This window comes from Bacillus sp. FSL K6-1000 (assembly GCF_038630785.1).
In the GTDB taxonomy this organism is placed as follows: Bacteria; Bacillota; Bacilli; order Bacillales; family Bacillaceae; genus Bacillus; species Bacillus safensis.
This window is the reverse complement of sequence record NZ_CP152042.1, coordinates 3515079-3534371: the sequence shown is the minus strand read 5'-3', so window position 1 is coordinate 3534371 and position 19293 is coordinate 3515079. Positions and strand designations below refer to the sequence as shown.

Below are 19293 nucleotides of genomic sequence, written 5' to 3'. Positions count from 1 at the left end.
TCGGCATGTTCAAATGTTTTTGAAAATCTATAAAAAATGAATACCTTGTTACTTTTAGTAACTAAACTATATAATAGTTAGTGACTTATTTCAAGTAATTAATTGTGTTATAATAAAAAAAAGAGAAAAAAGCAGGAGGGAGTAAGATATGGCTCAAGTAGATGGCTGTCCAATTACAGATGCCATGGAGATTCTAGGCAAGAAGTGGGTCATTCTCATCATCAATCAGCTTCTGACAGGGCCTAAGCGTTTTTGTCAGCTTGAAAATGAAATGAACATCAGCGGAAGATTACTATCAGAAAGGCTGAAGGATTTAGAAGCTGAGGGACTTGTTGAGAAAAAAGTATACCCCGATATTCCAGTACGGATTGAATACGAATTAACAGTTCAAGGGAAGAAAATTGAACCGATTATTCGTGAAATGTATGCTTGGTCTTTAGATCGTAAACACAGCAAAATAGAGGAACATGTTTCATCTTAATCCATTTCGATCAGTGTGTCTGATCGAAATTTTTTTGTGTGATTTTCCAGAAAACTAAGACAATAGTATGAAAAATGATGTTGACAATCATTTCATGCATTATATAATATCAAGGAGAAGAGGGTTCTTTTCCCTGTAATGGAATGGAGGTTATGCCATGTTATTATAAATGGGACAGATTGCCTAAAACTCGTATCAATCCATCATTTAGAAGCAGACATCTTTGACTTTTAGGAAGCAAAGATTTATTTTTTTGACTCAATTGATAATGATTATCATAATCATCTATAAGTGTGTTCCAGCACTTGTGAAGGTTATTTTTTTTATTATCTATTGAGAATAATTATCAATATCATTTAGGAGGGTTCACATGAAAGTCATTCGTTCAACATCACCCGTATTATTATTCCTTAGTTTTGTTCTATTATTTGCTCTAGCTCCTGTTAGCTCGGCCTCAGCAGCTGGCTTAGCAGATGGTCAATATTCAGCGCAATATGTGGTATGGAAGGCTGATAGCGATTCGACTTCAACAGCGAATACGTATTTTGAAAAACCAGCTAAGCTTGTCGTAAAGGATGGAAAAATCAAAGCACAAGTCACGTTAACGAATAGCTCTTGGATCACAAGCTTTAAAACGCTCGATCAAGGTGTCTACAAAGATGCGAAGGTGATCAGTACAAATACAGCTGCAAATAAGAGAACAGTAGAATTCAATGTGAACAGCCTGACTGAGGTTGTACCAGCAAAAGTGAGTGTGACTGTACCAGCCATCGGATATACAGGCAATTACGACATTCGCCTCAAGTTTGATGCGCCATCTGTTCAATAGAAAGGGAGGAAATTCGCTTGATGAAAAAAAGAATGAGGCTGTCAGTCTTCATGGCGGTTTTTTTACTGGCACTTATGCTGCCTTTTTCAAACGCACAGGCTGCCGCATTAAAGGATGGTACATACTCCGTCAATTATACAGTGCTAAAAGCTGAAGGAAATGCGGTCTCAATGGCAAATGATTACTGGCTGAAGCCAGCAAAAGTGATAGCGAAAAATGGGAACCTGACAGTACAAATGACGATTAAAAATAGCAGCTGGGTAACGGAATTTAAAGTGCCGGGAAATGGCGGCTATGTTGATACAACCGTTCTCTCAACAAATAAAAAAGCCAATACAAGACTCGTTCAGTTCCAAGCTCAGAGCTTGTCTAAACCGATCAAGTCAAAAATTCATGTCACTGTAAAATCTGCTGATTATGATCATGATTACACCATTCAGCTGAAATTTGATGAAAGCAGTATGAAATCGCTATCCTCTACCAGTGAAAATAAATCAACGGGTGCACAAGAAAGTCAGCAGCCATCAAAAGAATCAACAAACAAAGCTGATACATCCACAACGAAACAACAAGAAGACAACCCTCAAACTGGTGATACAAGCCAGATAGGATGGCTCCTTGTGCTTGTCTTATGTTCAGGCGGATTTTTAGCAAGAAAGTGGATCATCAAGCATTAACGGAAGGAAGTGTCACCATTTGAAACGTCTTTTTCATCTAAAGGCAGCCATTCTGCTTGTTTTATTCAGTTTGTTGACTGCGTTTCAGATTCCTCAAGGAACAGCTCAAGCGGCATCATTCGTTGATGGGGAATACACAGTCGGATTCACCATTTTAAAAGATGGTACCTCAGAAGCGTCTATGATGGATACCTATACAGAAAAGCCAGCTAAGCTGATTGTGGAAAATGGCAAGACAACAGCTTATGTCACACTGAAGCAAAGCAAAGAAATAACAGATTTCAAGGTTGAACAAAATGGTGCTCTCGTTACCACTGAAACGGTCAGTGAGGACGAAACAGCCAATACACGTGTGATCAAATTTGACGTACCCGACTTATCAGCAAAATTAAACGGCTGGGTGAAGATTTACTGGGATTTAGGCGGCTTTATTTATGACGAAGCATATGACGTACAGCTTGCATTCGATCAAAGCAGCTTAACACTCGTTACGCCTGCAAAACCAGACGATAACGAAACAAAACCAGATGATCAAAACGGTACAAAGCCAGACGACAATGAAACTAAACCGGATGACCAAAACGGTACAAAGCCAGACGATAACGAAACAAAGCCGGATGATCAAAACGGTACAAAGCCAGATGACAATGAAACTAAACCGGATGACCAAAATGGCACAAAACCAGACGATCAACCGACAACACCAGGCAATAACAATGGCACAAAGCCAGATGATTCTGCGCAAAATCAATTAAAAGATGGCGTATATCGTATCAATTACAGTGTGCTAAAAGGGGATACGGATGAAGCATCTCGAATGAATCAATACTTCTCACATCCCGCATCCTTAACCGTCAAAAATGGAAAGCAGACCATTTCCTTTACAGTGAAGGATCATAAGTCTGTCGCTTCTTTGAAAACAGAGAAAAACGGTTCTTATCAAGAAGCAAAGACAGTGAGCACAGATGAAGCGAAGAATACAAGAGTGGTTTCATTTGATGCTGCTGATTTGAAAAAAGCGGTGAAAGGAAAAGTACACATTGTAGTAGCAGCCGCTAACTATGACCAAACCTACGATATTCGTTTTCAATTTGACTCAAAGAGTATCGCTCCAGTGAAGGACGGGCAGGTGGTAGAGGAAGAAACACCAGCTACACCAGAAACGCCAAAACCAAATACACCATCACCAGAAACAAATAACAGCGGAGCTGATCAAGAGACTACTCAGCTAAAAGATGGTGTATACAAGCTTCCTTTCTCAATGAAGAAAGCAGACAAGGATGAGCTTTCCCGCATGAACGATTACGTCGTGAGCCCTGCGACACTGGTTGTGAAAAATGGCCGCCATTTCGTTTCATATAAAGTGAAAAACAGCTCAGCCATCACGTCATTCCAAGTAGGAACAGGCGGAAAATTTGAAGAGACACTTGTCGCGAAAACAGATCAAAAAGCAGATACACGTGTCATTCAATATGAAGCAAAAAGTTTAAGCAGTGCTCAGGCTGCACGCGTAAAAATTGATATTCCAGCTGCGAACTATCATGAGCAGTACGATGTCAAACTTGTCTATGACACAAAAGGAATCGCTCTCGGTGAGGGAAGCGGAATTTCAACGGTCATTGGAGACGATGAGAGTATCGGATTTGTCAAAAATCCAAATGATCACGATTCTCAAAAAACTCAACTTGAGAATGTAGCACCAGAGGAAACGGGTGCGGAGCAGATGACATTTACGCCATCAGATGATCAAACCAAATCTGAGTCTGGACAGCTGAATCCGAAAACGGGAGATGCCTCTCTTCTTTGGGTGTATATTCTTTTATTCGGCGGTTCGTTATTCGTACTCGTCAGAAAATATCAAACACGGACAAGATAGTTCGTTTTATTTTAAGTGAGATGCGCCTTTTACCTCGGCGCATCCACTCTCTTTTTTCGAAAGGAGGCTTCTGTTTTTGAAGCATCGAATGTTATGTACCTTGATCGCTGCCTTCAGTGTGTGCATGATCTTATCGGGCTGCTCACAGTCAGCTGAAAGCTCAGCAAAAGGCAAAAAAAGCGCTGAATCAAGTGAGCGTATTGTAGCAACGACTGTAGCTGCTGCGGAGATCATGGATGCTTTAGAGGTGGATCTTGTCGGGGTGCCAACAAGTCAAAAATCCTTGCCAGCTCGTTACAAAGGACTGCCGGAAGTCGGCAATCCCATGAGCCCGGACATGGAAATCATCCAATCACTTCAACCGACAGATGTCCTGTCTGTCACAACCCTTCAATATGATTTAGAGAAACCCTTTCAGCAAGCAGGTGTCCCTGCCACATACTTAAATCTCGAGAGTATGGCCAACATGGAGAAGGCCATCACGAAGCTTGGGGATAAGTATGACAGGAAGAAGCAGGCTGAGCGCATTGTGTCTGCGTTTGAGCAAAAAAAGAAAGACATACAAGAGAAGGCAAAAGGAAAACGCAAGCCGTCCGTTCTGATTTTGCTTGGTGTGCCAGGAAGTTATTTGGTGGCGACAGAAAATTCATATATTGGTGATCTTGTACGTATCGCAGGAGGAAAGAACATTGTGGAAGGCGAGAAAATGGAGTATTTGGAATCCAATACGGAGTATTTACAAAAAGCCAATCCAGATATCATTCTCCGAGCCGCACATGGGATGCCGGATGAAGTCGTCAAAATGTTTGATCAAGAATTTAAAACAAATGACATCTGGAAACATTTTAATGCGGTCAAACAAGACCGGGTGTATGACCTCGAAGAAAGCTTATTCGGGACAACAGGCAATTTAAAGGCAGCAGAGGCATTAGATAAATTGACTCGTATGTTGTATCCGTCATAAGTTTGCGAATCTTAATGATAAAAGGACGTTCAAGATGAAAAAAATAGGATTTTTATTTCTGATAGTCAGTCTCTTACTGGTCTGCGTGTTTATTTATTCAGCCATTACTGGGAGCATTCATGTGACCCCAATTGAATTATTAGAAGGGCTCATCACCGGTCAACATGCACAGGTAGAAATCATTAAAGATTTGAGAATCCCCCGCGTGCTCATCGCGATGTTTACAGGGGCCGCCTTATCTGTCTCCGGTGTACTGCTGCAGTCGGTCATGAGGAATCCGTTAGCTGATGCCGGCGTCATTGGGATTTCATCAGGAGCCAGCTTCTTTTCATTAATGGCGATTACAGCGCTTCCTCAATTTTATTTCTACTCACCTTTATTTTCGGTATTAGGCGGGGCGATTGCGTGTTTCCTCGTATACGTTCTATCTTGGAAGGGTGGTTTAAGCCCGATCCGCATGATCTTAGTTGGGATCGCCATCAATGCCATGTTTACTGGAATGGCTGAAGCATTTGTGACCATTTGCAGCTATTTCAATATCACAATTAATCAGTCAGGACAGTCGAATCTCACGATGAAAACGTGGGGAGATGTCCGTTTAATCGGTGTCTATGGTGTCGTCGGTCTTGTCGTTGCACTCTTCTTCAGCAGATGGTGCAATCTCCTGGCCCTTCAAGACAAGACAGCGAAAAACTTAGGCTTGCGTGTGACCAGAATGCGCCTTTTGATTTCCATCACAGCCGTTTTACTTGCGGCAGTGACAGCTGCAGTAGCGGGCGTGATAGCCTTTGTCGGCTTGCTCATTCCGCACATTTCAAGAAGGCTTGTCGGCTCGGATCACCGAGTACTGATTCCATTTTCTGCGTTAAGCGGGGCTTTGCTTATTTTGACGGCTGATACGCTTGGCAGGACGCTTGTGGCGCCAAATGAGATTCCTGCTTCTACGATCATGGCCGTGATTGGCGGGCCGTTTCTGATCTTTTTATTAAGAAGGGGGGACCGTCTCCATGGACATTCGTGAGGTGTCATTCTCATATGACCAGCAGAAGGACATCGTTCAATCGGTCACAACACAGATTGAAAAGGGGAAAATCACAACCATTATCGGTCCAAATGGATCGGGAAAATCCACACTGCTTTCCTTAATGGCAAATAATCATTGTCCAAATAAAGGGCAGATTCACTTAGACGGGCAAGCGCTGAATGCGTTCAAGCCAAAGGAGCTGGCAAAAAAGCTGGCTGTCGTCCATCAGCAAAATGAAGCACCTCTTGATTTAACGATCGAACGGGTCGTGGCATTCGGCAGAACGCCGTACCAGACAATGCGCGGAGGAGACAAGGAAGAGGATGAGAGAGCGATAGAGTGGGCACTGTCCAGTACAAAGCTAACGGACAAACGAAAGGTGCCGCTCGCCTCACTGTCAGGTGGAGAGCGTCAGCGTGTATGGATTGCGATGGCACTTGCGCAAAAAACACCGATCCTTTTCTTAGATGAACCGACAACTTATTTGGATATCTACTATCAATTTGACATTCTTGAGCTGATTCGTGAGCTGAATGCCATGCACGGATTAACCATTGTCATGGTGCTCCACGATATGAATCAGGCTGTCCGCTACAGCGATATCATCATAGCGATGAAGGATGGACAGATTATCAGCGAAGGACAGCCAAACGATGTGTTAACAGAAGAGAACGTACGGCACATTTATGATGTGTCCGTCACGATTCGACAGGATGCAGAAACAGGGATGTACATCGTGCCTGTTGGTATATAAGCTGGGCAAAAAGCAGGTGAGACAGTGTGAAACGAGGAAAACGACTTTGGCAACGGATGCTGACGATCGTTTGTTTAGGAGTATTGATTTATAGCGGAACAGCCATCGGCTTCGAACTTTTCGGTTATTATCAAAATCGACAGGTGCTTGCAAAGGCCCAGACGATGTATGGACATGAAGAAATGAATGAAAAACGGGAGTCGGGAAAGATCCGTTCGTCATTTGATGAGCTGCGGAAGGTGAATGAGGACATTGTCGGCTGGATCAATATGGAGGATACGATGATTCAGTATCCGATCGTTCAATCTCGCGATAATGCGTTCTACTTAACTCGTAATTATTTAAAAAACGACACCCGGGCAGGCAGTATCTTTATGGATTATCGTAATGATGTCCTGCATGAAAGCCCAAATACAGTGGTGTACGGCCATCGGATGAGGGATGGATCCATGTTTGCTGGACTCACAAACTATCTAAAAAAAGATTTCTTTAATGAGCACCGGACATTTCAGTACGATACGCTGTATCAAAGCTATGAAGCGGAGATTTTTGCCGTGTATGAAACGACGGTTGACTTCGATTATATTCAAACCGATTTTCAGGATCTTGGCGAATATGCCCATTACTTGCAAGCTGTGCGGAAGAAATCAATCTATCAAACGAAGACAGACGTGTCCACAGATGACCTCATCCTCACCTTATCGACCTGTGATCATGTGCTTGCACCTAAAAACGGGCGTCTCGTGGTACAGGCAAAACTAAAGAAAGTTTACTAGAAAAGGAGAGACAGACGGTTGAAATTTTCACATGTGATCTTGGCGGGACTCGTCTTGATGCTTCTCCTCGGCGGATGCAGTCAGGCAGCACCTGTAGAGAAAGAAAGCGCGGCAGGAGCGCTGAAGATAAAGGATTTTACCGGAAGAACGCTGTCATTTGATGAATCCCCTCAGCGTATTGTCGCCTTATCGACCGGGGACTTGAGCATTCTATATGCTTTAGGCGGTGAGGTGGTCGGCAGGCCAACTGCCGAGTTACCAGACAGCTTACAAAAGGCAAAGTCCGTACAAACGATTGGCACAACGCATCAATTTGATGTAGAGCTGATCACAAGCCTACAACCTGATGTTGTGCTTGGAAATGAACAATTAAACAGCAAGGACATCTCGACAATAGAAGGAATTGGTTCACAGCTTCTTTTGACAAGCGCCAATTCAGTGAAGGACATCCAGCGCCAAATTTCGTTATTTGGGGAGTTGCTTGGGAAGCAGCAAAAGGCTAAAGCACTCAATGATCAAATTGATGAGCGGAAAAAGCAGGTCAAGCAGCCTAAGAAAAAAGTAAAAACACTCGTTGTGTACGGTGCACCCGGCACATATATGGCGGCGCTTCCTCAATCCTTAAGCGGAGATTTACTGCATATCGCTGGGGGTGCAAACATCGCTGAGAATGAACCGGCACTCGAAAAATTCCCTCAATACGCCCAAATCAATGCTGAAAAGGTGATCGAAGCCGATCCTGATCTCATTCTGCTCATGACACACAGCAATCCTGAAGATGTGAAAGCGGGCTTTATGAGTGAAATGAAACAGAATGCAGCATGGCACGACGTATCAGCTGTCAAAAATGGCCGCGTGGAGATTCTGCCTAGTAATTTATTCGGGACGAATCCAGGCGCAGACGTCATCAAGGCGATTGATGAACTAGAAAAGAGATTGAAGCGATTGTCATCATGAAGGTGAATGCAGAGTTAGATTTTCAAAAAAGACAGTCGAGACGAAGGTGGCTGATACCAGGACTGCTTCTTTCGCTAGGTGTGGGCATATGTCTAGGGCTTGCATTAGGTTCGGTTCAATTATCGCTGCCAGATTTGATCGCTGCTTTGACGGGATCAGGCCAGCCTGTCCATGAAAAGATCGTCATGGATTTACGCCTGCCGCGCGTTCTCATAGGCTTCATCGTCGGGGCCTGTCTCGCAGCATCAGGAGCGATTTTACAAGGAGTCGTCCGAAATCCACTCGCTGACCCTGGCATCATCGGAGTGACCGCCGGCGGTGGATTAGCGGCTGTACTCAGCATGATTGTGTTTCCACAATTCACGTATCTGCTTCCAGCGGCTGCCTTCCTTGGCGCTTTATTAGCGGCACTCGTTGTGTATATCCTGTCGTTTGACCAAGGAGTTTCGCCACTGAAATTGATTCTGGCAGGAGTGGCAGTCAATGCCCTGCTTGGTGCAGTCATGAATGGGTTGATGGTGCTTTATAGTGAGCGTGTGCAGGCTGTTCTGCCTTTTTTATCAGGAGGATTAAATGGACGGAGCTGGCATCATCTGAGCTTTGTGTCACCCTATGCGCTTGCTGGATTGTGTCTTTGTTTTTTTGCGATCAAGCCGGCAAATCTTCTTTTGCTTGGTGATGAGTCAGCGCAGCTGCTCGGCCTTAGAGTCGAGCGAACCCGTTTTTTCTTAATTGCACTGGCGGCGCTTTTGGCGGGTGCAGCGGTAAGCGTGAGCGGTTTAATTGGATTTGTCGGTCTTGTCGTCCCTCATTTTATCCGCCTTTTAATTGGAGATGACTACCGGTACCTGCTTCCGATCTCAATGCTGGGCGGCGGCGTACTTGTGGTCTTTGCTGATACAGCAGCACGGGTATGGTTTACTCCGGTTGAACTGCCTGTTGGTATTCTGCTTGCCTGTATTGGTGCACCTTTCTTCCTCTATTTATTAAAAAAGAAAGGGAGGAGTTAAGTTGGATGTGATTTCGATGGATGACGTGAGCCTCAGTCAAGGAGGCTTTCGGCTGTCGTCTATTTCAGCAGCTGTGCCTAAAGGGAGTGTAACAGGAATTATTGGACCGAATGGGTCAGGGAAGTCGACGTTTATTAAAGCGGCCGCACGCCTTACGTCGATCGAAAGCGGCATGATTTATATTCACAATATCCCGCAAAAAGAAATGACAGCACAGGAGATTGCACAGGAAATTGCCGTTCTGATGCAGACGAGAACTGCCATCCCATCGATGACAGTACGTGAGCTGGTTGCACTTGGACGCAGTCCGCATCGTTCGATCTGGAAAAAGAGCTCGCAGACAGATCAGGAAGCGATAGAGTGGGCGCTTGATGTGACCAATAGCCGCGTAAATGAAAACAGGATGCTGCATACATTGTCAGGCGGAGAAAGGCAGAAGGCGTATATTGCAATGGCACTGGCTCAGAAGACAGAGACGATTATTCTGGATGAGCCTACCACTTACTTAGATATTGCGCACCAGCTTGATTTACTAGAGCTGCTCAAACAGCTGAATGAAACGCATGGGATCACCATTTTAATGGTTCTTCATGACCTGCAGCAGGCAGCAAAATATTGTGACCGCCTGATTGCGATGAAGCGTGGTCAGGTTTACCAAATAGGGACACCAAACGAAGTATTAACAGAAAACTTTTTCAAAGAAGTCTTTGGGATTCAGGCAGAGGTTCACTTAGATGGAGAGCATCCGCTCATTATCCCAATCGCTTCGATCCAACAACAAAAGGGAGATGAATCAAACATGATCATTGTAAACAACCAGGTTAGAGTAGAAAAAGGCAGTGCAGACCACCTTGTCAAGCGTTTTAACAAGCAGGGACAAGTAGAATTCATGGAAGGATTTTTAGGCATGGAAGTCTGGGTCACACAGCAGACAACCGATTACGATGAAGTGACCATTCATACCCGCTGGAATCGAAAAGAAGATTTTGTGAACTGGACAAAATCTCAGGCATTTGGAGATGCACACGCTCACGGAAAAGCAAAACCTGAAGGCCTTTTAAAAAATAAAATTACGTATTATGAAGTGCAAGTCACAAGACCTGCATTACAGAAAAAAGCCTAAAAAAGAAACACAGCGCTGCGGCCCACATGCAGCGCTATTTTTTTCGCTTTTTTATTTTCCGTCACATATTTTTGACAAAGTATTCAAACAACTGACACAATACCATCCAATTTTTAGGTAAAATTTACTTTATTTTTGAAGCGTATGGGTGTAAAGTACAGGTATAAATAACTAACCGAATGAAAATCAAGAGTAAAATTTCACCGAGTGAACCATTTCAAATGGACTTTTATTTGTGAATCATTGAACAAATAGTGAACGTTTTGTGAAATGGTGAGCATGAATCGTTCGGCATGTGAAAGTAAGGGAGGATGTAAGGCTGTGAGTGAGCTGTTTTTAGCAAGATTTCAATTTGCTTCAACGACATTATTTCATTTTATTTTTGTTCCTATGTCAATAGGTTTGGTGTTTATCGTCGCATTGATGCAGACCCTTTATGTCGTCAAGAAAAAAGACATCTATAAAAAGATGGCGAAGTTTTGGGGTCACCTGTTCTTACTTAACTTTGCAGTAGGTGTGGTGACAGGGATTCTGCAGGAATTCCAGTTTGGGATGAACTGGTCAGATTATTCAAGGTTTGTCGGTGATGTCTTTGGTGCACCGCTTGCCATTGAAGCGCTTTTGGCCTTTTTCCTTGAATCTACATTTATTGGACTTTGGATATTCGGCTGGGATCGTCTGCCGAAGAAGATTCATTTATTGTGCATTTGGCTTGTTTCCCTTGGTACGATCTTTTCGGCGTTTTGGATTTTACTCGCCAACTCATTTATGCAGGAGCCAGTTGGATTTGCCATTAAAAATGGTCGTGCAGAAATGAATGATTTTGGCGCTCTTGTAACGAACCCGCAGCTTTGGGTTGAATTCCCGCACGTTCTGTTTGGTGCACTGGCAACAGGAGCTTTCTTTATTGCAGGAGTTAGTGCCTATAAAATGATTAAAAAGCAAGAAATCGCCTTTTTCAAAAAGTCATTCCAGATTGCGATGGTCCTCGCTTTAATTTCTGGCTTAGGTGTGGCGTTCTCTGGACACGATCAAGCGAAGCATTTAATGAAATCACAGCCAATGAAAATGGCAGCAAGTGAAGCCCTTTGGAAGGATAGTGGAGATCCAGCGGCTTGGACACTATTTGCCAACATTGACACAGATAAAAAAGAAAACTCTGCGGAGATCAATATTCCGTTTGCCTTAAGTTATTTGGCTTATTCGAAGTTCAGCGGGGATGTTCCAGGTATGCTGACACTTCAAAAAGAATATGAAGCCAAGTTTGGTCCCGGGGACTATATTCCGCCAGTGAAAACAACATTCTGGAGCTTTAGAATCATGGTCGGTGCAGGCATGCTGATGATTTTTGCTAGTATGATTGGCTTGTACTTAAGCTTTAGAAAGAAACTTGAAACAAACAAATGGTATTTACGCTTCATGGTATGGATGATTGCGTTCCCGTTTATTGCGAACTCAGCCGGCTGGATCATGACTGAGATCGGGCGTCAGCCGTGGACCGTCTTTGGCATGATGACGACGGCTCAATCGATTTCACCGAACGTATCGTATGGCATGCTGTTATTCTCAGTCATTAGCTTTACGGCGATGTATCTGATTCTTGCTATTGTGCTCGCTTACTTATTCATTCGAGAAATTAAAAAAGGTGCACATTCTGAAGAAGATACAGATCAAAAGGATGAAACGGACCTGTCTACAGATCCATTTGATGGAGGCGCATATCATGGCATATCTTAACGAGATTTGGTTTATTCTTGTCGCAGTATTGTTTGTTGGATTTTTCTTCTTAGAAGGATTTGATTTTGGTGTCGGGATGTCCATGCAGCTGCTTGGAAAGGACGCGCACGAGCGCCGCATTTTAATCAATACGATTGGTCCTTTCTGGGATGCGAATGAGGTCTGGCTGATTACAGCTGGCGGCGCTATTTTCGCTGCATTTCCTCACTGGTATGCCACGATGTTCAGCGGATACTATATTCCGTTTGCGGTTCTCCTCTTAGCGCTCATTGGGCGCGGGGTCGCCTTTGAATTCCGAGGGAAGGTTGAGAAAGCCTCTTGGATCAAGGTGTGGGACTGGGTCATCTTCTTTGGCAGTCTGCTTCCGCCATTTTTACTAGGTGTATTATTCACGAGTATTTTACGCGGGATGCCAATTGATCAAGACATGAACATGTACGCTGGTTTTACGGACTTTGTGAATCTTTATTCAGTGATCGGCGGGGTAGCTGTGACAGTTCTTTGCCTGTTGCATGGCTTGATTTTCGTCACACTTCGTACAGAGGGTGAATTAAGAGATCGTGCAAGAAAACTGGGCCAGCGTGTCCTGCTTATTGCACTCCCTGTTCTTGTTATTTTTGTCGGTGTGTCCATCATAGAAACAGACATTTATACCGTACGCCCGATCATCACCATTCCGTTAACTGTGCTGATTGTGGCTTGTTATATAGCTGCTCTTGTTTTGATGAGAAAAGAACGTGATGGCTGGACATTCTTATTCACAGGCGCAGGCATCATGGTGACGGTGTCCATGCTGTTCACTGCATTGTTCCCGCGCGTCATGATTAGTTCAATCAGCCATTCATTTGATCTCACGATTCAAAACGCTGCATCTGGATCTTATTCACTGACGGTCATGACGATTGTGGCCATTTCTTTGCTGCCCTTTGTGCTTGGGTATCAAATTTGGAGCTATTACGTCTTCCGTAAACGTGTAAGCGGTAAGGAGCCAATGACCTACTAATGGATAAACGTTTGCTTCAACTAAAAGGAATGAGAGGGCTTCTTGCCCTCTTAGGTATTGTGTCACTCATCCAAGGAGCAAGTATTATTTTCCAAGCACAGTGGCTGGCACATGCCATTACAACGCTGTTTGACGGGAAAAGCCTCTCGCAGGCAACGCCATATGTCCTGCTATTTCTTGCTGCCTTTCTTGTGCGGCACGGTCTCACCTTGATTCGGGAGAAGGTCATGTTTACGTACTCTTCCCGAATTGGAGCAGACGTCAGAAAGCAGCTGCTAGACCAACTTTTTCGATTAGGGCCTGCCTTCGCAAAGAAAAAAGGGACAGGAAAGCTTGTCACATTAGCAATGGAAGGAATTGCTCAATACCGTCAGTATTTACAGCTGTTTTTGCCGAAAATGGTGAACATGGCAGTGATTCCGGCAATGGTCCTTATCTATGTGTGGACATTAGATGAAACATCGGCCGTCATTTTAATTGTGACGCTGCCTATTTTAATTATTTTTATGATTTTGCTAGGCCTTGTTGCTCAGCGTAAAGCGGCTAAACAATGGAGATCGTATGAGAAATTATCCAATCATTTTACTGACTCTCTCCGCGGCCTTGAGACGCTTCGTTACTTAGGTATCAGCAAAAAACACTCCCGTAATATTGCGGAGGTGTCAAAGCGATATCGAAAAGCGACCATGAGCACACTGAAGGTCGCCTTTCTGTCATCGTTTGCGCTCGATTTCTTTTCCATGCTATCAATTGCGACCGTCGCTGTTTTTCTTGGCTTGCGATTAATTGAAGGAGAGCTTCTCTTATTGCCGGCTTTGACGGCGCTTATGCTGGCGCCAGAGTATTTCCTGCCGGTACGTGAAGTAGGAAATGATTATCATGCGACGTTAAATGGAAAAGAAGCGAATGAAGCTATGCAGGTCATTTTAGAAGAAAAGGGCTTTCGCACGCAGGAGACACAATCTGTGCAGCTGGACAAGTGGGATGCACAATCCGTGCTCACGCTGCAAGATGTTTGTGTCCAGCATGATGAACATGCCCCTTATTCCATTCAGGATGTAGATCTCATTGTCAAAGGGAAGAAAAAAATCGGCATTATTGGTGCCAGTGGTTCAGGGAAATCGACGTTAACCGATGTCCTCGGCGGCTTTGTTGAACCGTCTTCGGGTCAAATCACGCTAAACGGCCAGCCACTTGTTCATTTACAGATGAAGGAATGGCAAAAGGAAGTTGTCTATATGCCGCAGCATCCCTATTTATTTCACATGACATTAAGAGAAAACATTCGTTTTTATGAACCGAATGCAACAGATGAAGAAGTGGAAAGAGCTGTGCATGAGGCTGGTTTAACTCAGCTTGTCACGCAGCTGCCAAATGGCCTGGATGAGGTCATTGGAGAACAGGGAAGAGGGCTAAGCGGCGGACAGGCGCAAAGAATTGCCCTTGCTCGAACTGTGCTGGGCCAGCGGTCGATTATGCTGTTAGATGAACCAACGGCGCATCTCGATATTGAAACAGAGTATGAATTGAAAAAAACAATGCTTCCACTGTTTGAACATAAACTTGTGTTCTTAGCGACACACAGACTCCATTGGATGCCGGACATGGATGAAATCATTGTCATGGATCAAGGAACCGTCGCAGAAATGGGGACACATGAATCATTAATGCAAAGAAAAGGCGTGTATTATCAATTGGCACAGGAGCAAATGGGGGCGGTCACACATGATCAGTAAAGGCTGGTTTATACCTTATATCAAGGAGAATCGAAAGCTGTTTGCCTTGGTTTTATTTTTAGGAGCCATTGCGGTATTCTCTGCTTCTATGCTGATGTACACGTCGGGCTTTCTCATTTCAAAAGCCGCGACAAGACCTGAGAATATACTCATGGTCTACGTCCCAATCGTGGCTGTACGTACCTTTGGTATTTCGCGCTCTGCTGCCCGCTATGCAGAAAGGCTGGCGAGCCATCAGCTCATTTTGACAATGATTGAAAAAATGCGTGTGCGTCTGTATGACATGGCTGAACGAAGTGCCAAACAGACAAAGCTGGGGACAGGTGAAATGCTTGGTCTCTTGTCAGATGATGTAGAGAGACTGCAGGATGCCTATTTAAAAACCATCTTTCCATCCATCGGTGCACTGCTTTTATATGCCGCATCCATTGGAGCACTTGGCCTTTTCTCATGGCCTTTTGCTGGACTGATGCTGCTTTATATGGCACTCCTCGTATTCGTTTTCCCATACGTCACAGTGCTTGTGAACCGGGCAAGACAAATTCAAATGAAAAAAGGCAGAAATGAACTGTACAGCCATTTAACAGATGCAGTCATGGGCGTTAGTGACTGGTTGTTCAGCGGCAGGCAGAAAGATTTTGTTGATGGTTATGAACAAAAAGAAGCGCAGCTGTTAGCGCTTGAAGCAGCCAAGCACCGGTTTATCCGTCGGCGCCAATTTTTTGTACAGCTGATCATTGGAGGAGCTGTCGTGCTTGTCGTGTATTGGAGCGGATCGGTTGTTCAGTCAGGATCCATGTCACACACCCTGATTGCAGCCTTTGTACTTGTGCTGTTTCCATTAACAGAAGCCTTTCTTCCGCTGTCAGATGCAGCAGGTGATATCCCTGTCTATCAGCATGCTGTCAGCAGATTACATCATTATGAAAAGCAGTCATATGAAGGAGAAACTGAGAGCAAGGCAGTGAATCAGTCAACCCTTTCTCACGATGAAGCGGTCTGTTTCAATCAAGTGTCCTTTCGGTATGACACGCATCAATATGTACTTCAAGACCTGTCCTTTTCTCTGAAGCAAGGGGAATCACTCGCACTATTAGGAAAAAGCGGTGCAGGCAAATCGACCATTTTAAAATTGTTAGAAGGGGCAGTCGTTCCAAATCAAGGAGCTGTCAGCATTCAAGGAAAACCGGTTCAAAGCATTCAAGAGAAGGTGTCTGCCTATGTGTCTGTGCTCAATCAACAGCCTTATTTATTTGATACGTCTGTTTTAAACAATATCCGTTTAGGATCTCCAGAGGCGACAGAAGAGCAGGTAAAAGAAGCAGCTAGACAAGTGCAACTGCATGATTACATCGAGTCTTTGCCAGAAGGTTATCACACAGGTGTTCAGGAGACAGGGGTTCGATTTTCAGGTGGAGAAAGACAGCGTATGGCATTAGCTCGGATTTTGCTGCAGGACACGCCGGTTGTTGTATTAGATGAACCGACCGTCGGGCTTGATCCACGGACAGAGCGTGAATTGCTTGAAACCATCTTCCGTGTGTTAAAAGGGAAAACAGTTATTTGGATAACCCATCATCTGACTGGCTGTGAGGCGTGTGACCGCATCATGTTTATTGAAGACGGACGCATTGAGATGCAGGGTCAGCATCAGGTTTTACTAAAAGAAAACAAGCGTTATCAAAAGTTGTATGAAATGGATCGTCCTTTTTCTACAATATAAATGAAATGACAAGAACGTTCGGACAGGAAATCTCTGCCCGAACGTTTTGTGGTTTAAGGGTTTACTTTACCAACACCTGCATTTGAGATCACTTCTGATTTCACATTGTTCACGTTAAGCAAAGAGTAGTTATAAGGAGGGTTATACGTACCTGTTGAAGATGTTGGCAGACTGCCTGTGCTGTTAATATAAGAGTTGTTGATGACATGCCATGTTCCTACTTGACGGCTGTCCCAGCTTCCAATGGCATTATTGGTGTTTTCAAATACGTTGTGTTCAATTCTCATCTTTGCGCCCATACGTGAGTTAATCGCTGTTGCCAAGATGCCTTTGTAATAGTTGTTATAGACATGTCCTTCCCCGAAGCGCATAGACGGTACACGAGAGTTCAGGTTTTCAAAACGGTTGTTGTGGAACGTAATTTTTCGATTGTAGTTATCGTTATCGGAGCTGCCCATGAGCATTGTTTTCCAGCTGTCATGTACATAGTTCCACGAGAAGGTAATATAGTCAGAGTCATTTTTCACATCAAATAAACCATCGTAGTCATCCTTCCCAGAATTCAATGTGTTGTACAGTTCATTATGGTCGACCCATATGTTTTTAGAACCGCCTTCGATCCCGATCGCATCTTTGTCACCGATTTTGCTGTGGTGGATTTTCAAGTTGCGGATGATGATGTTATTGGCACGCCATACTTTAATACCAATCCCATTAAATTCGCCGTTCGTCCCTTTACCGACGATCGAAACATTATTTGTATCTTTCACATCGATTTTATTGGCTGATGTATTAGAAGGGGTAATCGTCCCGTCTACTACAATTTTTAATTTTTCGTTTGTTCCTTTATTTTTGAGGGCAGCCAATAATTCATTTCCAGTCTTGACTGTGACGGTTTTACCGCCCTCACCGCCTGTTGTGCCGCCATTTAATGTGGAGAAGCCTTGTTGATTAAAGTTGGCCATAATAGAAGGGCTTTCTGGGTATTTGGCTGCTGCCTTTGCCTCCCCGTTTGGTGCAAATAATGAAGTGACGAGACCAACAGCTAATACACCGGCTAACATTGGAACTTTTCTCTTCAAAGTCAACATCTCCATTCTCTATTTTGTTTTAATGAAAACGTTTCCAAAATAAGCTGTGATTCACCCAATCCTCCTTCCTTCACAAGCATCGCCTCATTCGGAATGTAGGAAGAGCATAGCATGCAAAAAGGTATCATCGGCTAAGGATAGGCGCAGCGTATTCCATGATTTTCTAGGAAGCTAAGCCAATGATTATTTTATTTCATCTTCATGAGATAAGGACCATTGTCGATAGGTATGTGGATGACATCATGATTATGGAGAGGAGGCTCTCCATTTGCTAGAAAATCAAAACGCATCATTTTGTTAGAGAAGAAGGAATGCCATAATCATTACATAAGAAAAAATGGCATATAAAATGGGTTTCATAGAAGTTATGCTAAAAAATAAGGTCTATTTTAAACGGTATTGTCATTCGTGTCGTCTCATGAGTAAGAGAAGAAAAGGAAGGAGGGGCGTGTTTGGAGCAGACAGAAGAGGCATTATTGATTCAGCGGGCAAAACAGGGCGATGATGCTGCGTTTACAGCCCTTTATCGACATCATTATTCCTTCCTTTACCGATATATGCTGAAGCTGACCCTTCAACAAGAGCTGGCAGAGGAAATCATGCAAGAAACGATGCTGAAAGCGTATATGAAACTTTCTTCATTTAGAGGAGATTCTTTATTTTCAACCTGGCTCATTTCGATTGCATCTAGGCAATTTTTAGATCACCAGAAGAAAAGAAAACGTGAACAAATGAGAGAAGGAAAAGCGAATCAGGAGGCCATACGTCGTTTCAAATGGGACGTTCAGCAAAAGGGGAACACATGGCATGACATGTGGGATGCTTTAAATGAATTAAAGGCTCAGGAGCGAGCACCAATTATTCTGCACTATTATTATGGCTTTACCTACCCAGAAATCGCTTCAATGCTTGGAATGAGAGAAGGCACTGTGAAATCGAGGGTTCATCATGGATTAAAGAAAATTCGAAAGGAGTGGGATGTATGAAGGAAGATCGTTTGACCGAACGTTTAAAAGAAGAGCTGCAGCAGCTAGATGAACAAATTGAAGTGGAAAAGCCAAGTGAGCAGGCTGTCATGATGATGTTGAAACAGGCGAAGGAACAAGAGAAAAGGCGTTTTAAACAAGAAGTGCTGGCATACGTTTTGATCAGTTTGACCATTCTGGCACTCTTTGCAGCTGCCATTACCCATTTGCCTATCATCTTCATTCTTCTCCAAATAGTGAGCATACCCATCTGCTTTATTGTTGGCTACAAGGAATATCAACATATCAAAGGAGGGTCTTCCTTATGAGTCAGACGGAAATGATCATCTTATTGTGCGTCTTGCCGTTATTGTTTGCACAGGGCTTTCTTTTATTTATGGATGCAAAGAAAAGAGGGCGTTACAAGTGGTTCTGGGGTATTGTCGGTCTCATTAACTTTCCATCGTCTTCTATTTTATATTGGCTTTGTGTCGTGCTACCTGATCGAAAAAGAGGCGGGAAGCTTCGAAAAGATTGAGTGCATCCGATCAAACTTTTGACCCTTTT

General features: G+C 43.7%; 19 protein-coding genes. 18 read left to right on the top strand and 1 reads right to left on the bottom strand.

Features of this window, described 5'->3' with window-relative positions; translation table 11 throughout:
* Window positions 1-148: 148 nt before the first annotated feature.
* From MHI46_RS18400 to cydC, 15 genes are all read left to right on the top strand, one after another.
* Window positions 149-481 (top strand): helix-turn-helix domain-containing protein, encoded by a 333-nt coding sequence (locus MHI46_RS18400; protein ID WP_047202942.1) that lies wholly within the window; start codon window positions 149-151, stop codon window positions 479-481.
* Window positions 482-851: 370 nt separating this feature from the next.
* Complete coding sequence (locus tag MHI46_RS18395; RefSeq protein WP_048237822.1) at window positions 852-1310, top strand: NEAT domain-containing protein; 459 nt, start codon at window positions 852-854, stop codon at window positions 1308-1310.
* Window positions 1311-1330: 20 nt separating this feature from the next.
* Window positions 1331-1987: a heme uptake protein IsdC gene (isdC, locus tag MHI46_RS18390; RefSeq protein ID WP_144468101.1), complete on the top strand. Its 657-nt coding sequence runs from the start codon at window positions 1331-1333 to the stop codon at window positions 1985-1987.
* A 19-nt stretch (window positions 1988-2006) separates the two neighbouring features.
* Window positions 2007-3863, top strand: coding sequence for an NEAT domain-containing protein (locus MHI46_RS18385; RefSeq protein ID WP_047202945.1), 1857 nt, complete (start codon window positions 2007-2009; stop codon window positions 3861-3863).
* A 76-nt stretch (window positions 3864-3939) separates the two neighbouring features.
* Window positions 3940-4827, top strand: a complete 888-nt coding sequence (gene isdE, locus MHI46_RS18380) for a heme ABC transporter substrate-binding protein IsdE (RefSeq protein ID WP_144468099.1) — start codon at window positions 3940-3942, stop codon at window positions 4825-4827.
* A gap of 34 nt (window positions 4828-4861) precedes the next feature.
* Entirely contained in the window at window positions 4862-5848 is a 987-nt protein-coding gene (locus tag MHI46_RS18375; protein ID WP_144468097.1) for an iron ABC transporter permease, read from the top strand.
* Window positions 5835-6605 carry an ABC transporter ATP-binding protein gene (locus MHI46_RS18370; RefSeq protein WP_041087616.1) on the top strand — a complete coding sequence of 257 codons (771 nt, stop codon included), beginning with the start codon at window positions 5835-5837 and terminating at the stop codon, window positions 6603-6605. Before MHI46_RS18375 ends, MHI46_RS18370 begins: the two co-directional genes overlap by 14 nt.
* Before the next feature lie 26 nt (window positions 6606-6631).
* Entirely contained in the window at window positions 6632-7381 is a 750-nt protein-coding gene (gene srtB, locus MHI46_RS18365) for a class B sortase (protein WP_058838450.1), read from the top strand.
* Between the two features lie 18 nt (window positions 7382-7399).
* Window positions 7400-8338 carry an ABC transporter substrate-binding protein gene (locus MHI46_RS18360; RefSeq protein WP_342503006.1) on the top strand — a complete coding sequence of 313 codons (939 nt, stop codon included), beginning with the start codon at window positions 7400-7402 and terminating at the stop codon, window positions 8336-8338.
* On the top strand, window positions 8335-9348 hold the full coding sequence (locus MHI46_RS18355) for an iron ABC transporter permease (protein WP_106025447.1): 1014 nt from the start codon (window positions 8335-8337) through the stop codon (window positions 9346-9348). Before MHI46_RS18360 ends, MHI46_RS18355 begins: the two co-directional genes overlap by 4 nt.
* A 7-nt stretch (window positions 9349-9355) precedes the next feature.
* Window positions 9356-10471, top strand: coding sequence for a heme oxygenase (gene isdG / locus MHI46_RS18350; protein WP_313955597.1), 1116 nt, complete (start codon window positions 9356-9358; stop codon window positions 10469-10471).
* A 321-nt stretch (window positions 10472-10792) separates the two neighbouring features.
* On the top strand, window positions 10793-12208 hold the full coding sequence (locus tag MHI46_RS18345) for a cytochrome ubiquinol oxidase subunit I (RefSeq protein WP_039182485.1): 1416 nt from the start codon (window positions 10793-10795) through the stop codon (window positions 12206-12208).
* Complete coding sequence (gene cydB, locus MHI46_RS18340; protein ID WP_039182483.1) at window positions 12195-13211, top strand: cytochrome d ubiquinol oxidase subunit II; 1017 nt, start codon at window positions 12195-12197, stop codon at window positions 13209-13211. The genes MHI46_RS18345 and cydB overlap by 14 nt, the downstream gene beginning before the upstream one ends.
* Entirely contained in the window at window positions 13211-14947 is a 1737-nt protein-coding gene (gene cydD / locus MHI46_RS18335; RefSeq protein WP_144468091.1) for a thiol reductant ABC exporter subunit CydD, read from the top strand. Before cydB ends, cydD begins: the two co-directional genes overlap by 1 nt.
* Window positions 14937-16670 (top strand): thiol reductant ABC exporter subunit CydC, encoded by a 1734-nt coding sequence (gene cydC / locus MHI46_RS18330; RefSeq protein WP_260775005.1) that lies wholly within the window; start codon window positions 14937-14939, stop codon window positions 16668-16670. The genes cydD and cydC overlap by 11 nt, the downstream gene beginning before the upstream one ends.
* Window positions 16671-16723: 53 nt before the next feature.
* Here the strand turns inward: cydC and MHI46_RS18325 are convergent, their stop codons facing one another.
* A complete protein-coding gene (locus MHI46_RS18325; protein WP_064498828.1) occupies window positions 16724-17761 on the bottom strand; it encodes a pectate lyase in 1038 nt (345 codons plus the stop codon).
* A 452-nt stretch (window positions 17762-18213) separates the two neighbouring features.
* On the opposite strand from MHI46_RS18325, the gene sigY reads away from it, so the two are divergent.
* From sigY to MHI46_RS18310, 3 genes are read left to right on the top strand one after another with little or no spacing between them, the layout of a single operon-like run.
* Window positions 18214-18747 (top strand): RNA polymerase sigma factor SigY, encoded by a 534-nt coding sequence (gene sigY / locus MHI46_RS18320; RefSeq protein WP_107162858.1) that lies wholly within the window; start codon window positions 18214-18216, stop codon window positions 18745-18747.
* The gene (locus tag MHI46_RS18315; protein WP_047202956.1) at window positions 18744-19055 is read left to right on the top strand and encodes a YxlC family protein; all 312 of its coding nucleotides are present in this window, start codon (window positions 18744-18746) and stop codon (window positions 19053-19055) included. Before sigY ends, MHI46_RS18315 begins: the two co-directional genes overlap by 4 nt.
* Entirely contained in the window at window positions 19052-19264 is a 213-nt protein-coding gene (locus MHI46_RS18310) for a hypothetical protein (protein ID WP_039182469.1), read from the top strand. The genes MHI46_RS18315 and MHI46_RS18310 overlap by 4 nt, the downstream gene beginning before the upstream one ends.
* Window positions 19265-19293 lie beyond the last annotated feature (29 nt).

Coding starts and splice junctions, on each gene's coding strand:
- MHI46_RS18400 (WP_047202942.1), top strand. CDS start 149: ATGGCTCAAGTAGATGGCTGTCCAATTACAGATGCCATGGAGATTCTA.
- MHI46_RS18395 (WP_048237822.1), top strand. CDS start 852: ATGAAAGTCATTCGTTCAACATCACCCGTATTATTATTCCTTAGTTTT.
- isdC (WP_144468101.1), top strand. CDS start 1,331: ATGAAAAAAAGAATGAGGCTGTCAGTCTTCATGGCGGTTTTTTTACTG.
- MHI46_RS18375 (WP_144468097.1), top strand. CDS start 4,862: ATGAAAAAAATAGGATTTTTATTTCTGATAGTCAGTCTCTTACTGGTC.
- MHI46_RS18370 (WP_041087616.1), top strand. CDS start 5,835: ATGGACATTCGTGAGGTGTCATTCTCATATGACCAGCAGAAGGACATC.
- MHI46_RS18355 (WP_106025447.1), top strand. CDS start 8,335: ATGAAGGTGAATGCAGAGTTAGATTTTCAAAAAAGACAGTCGAGACGA.
- cydB (WP_039182483.1), top strand. CDS start 12,195: ATGGCATATCTTAACGAGATTTGGTTTATTCTTGTCGCAGTATTGTTT.
- cydD (WP_144468091.1), top strand. CDS start 13,211: ATGGATAAACGTTTGCTTCAACTAAAAGGAATGAGAGGGCTTCTTGCC.
- cydC (WP_260775005.1), top strand. CDS start 14,937: ATGATCAGTAAAGGCTGGTTTATACCTTATATCAAGGAGAATCGAAAG.
- MHI46_RS18325 (WP_064498828.1), bottom strand. CDS start 17,761: ATGTTGACTTTGAAGAGAAAAGTTCCAATGTTAGCCGGTGTATTAGCT.
- MHI46_RS18315 (WP_047202956.1), top strand. CDS start 18,744: ATGAAGGAAGATCGTTTGACCGAACGTTTAAAAGAAGAGCTGCAGCAG.
- MHI46_RS18310 (WP_039182469.1), top strand. CDS start 19,052: ATGAGTCAGACGGAAATGATCATCTTATTGTGCGTCTTGCCGTTATTG.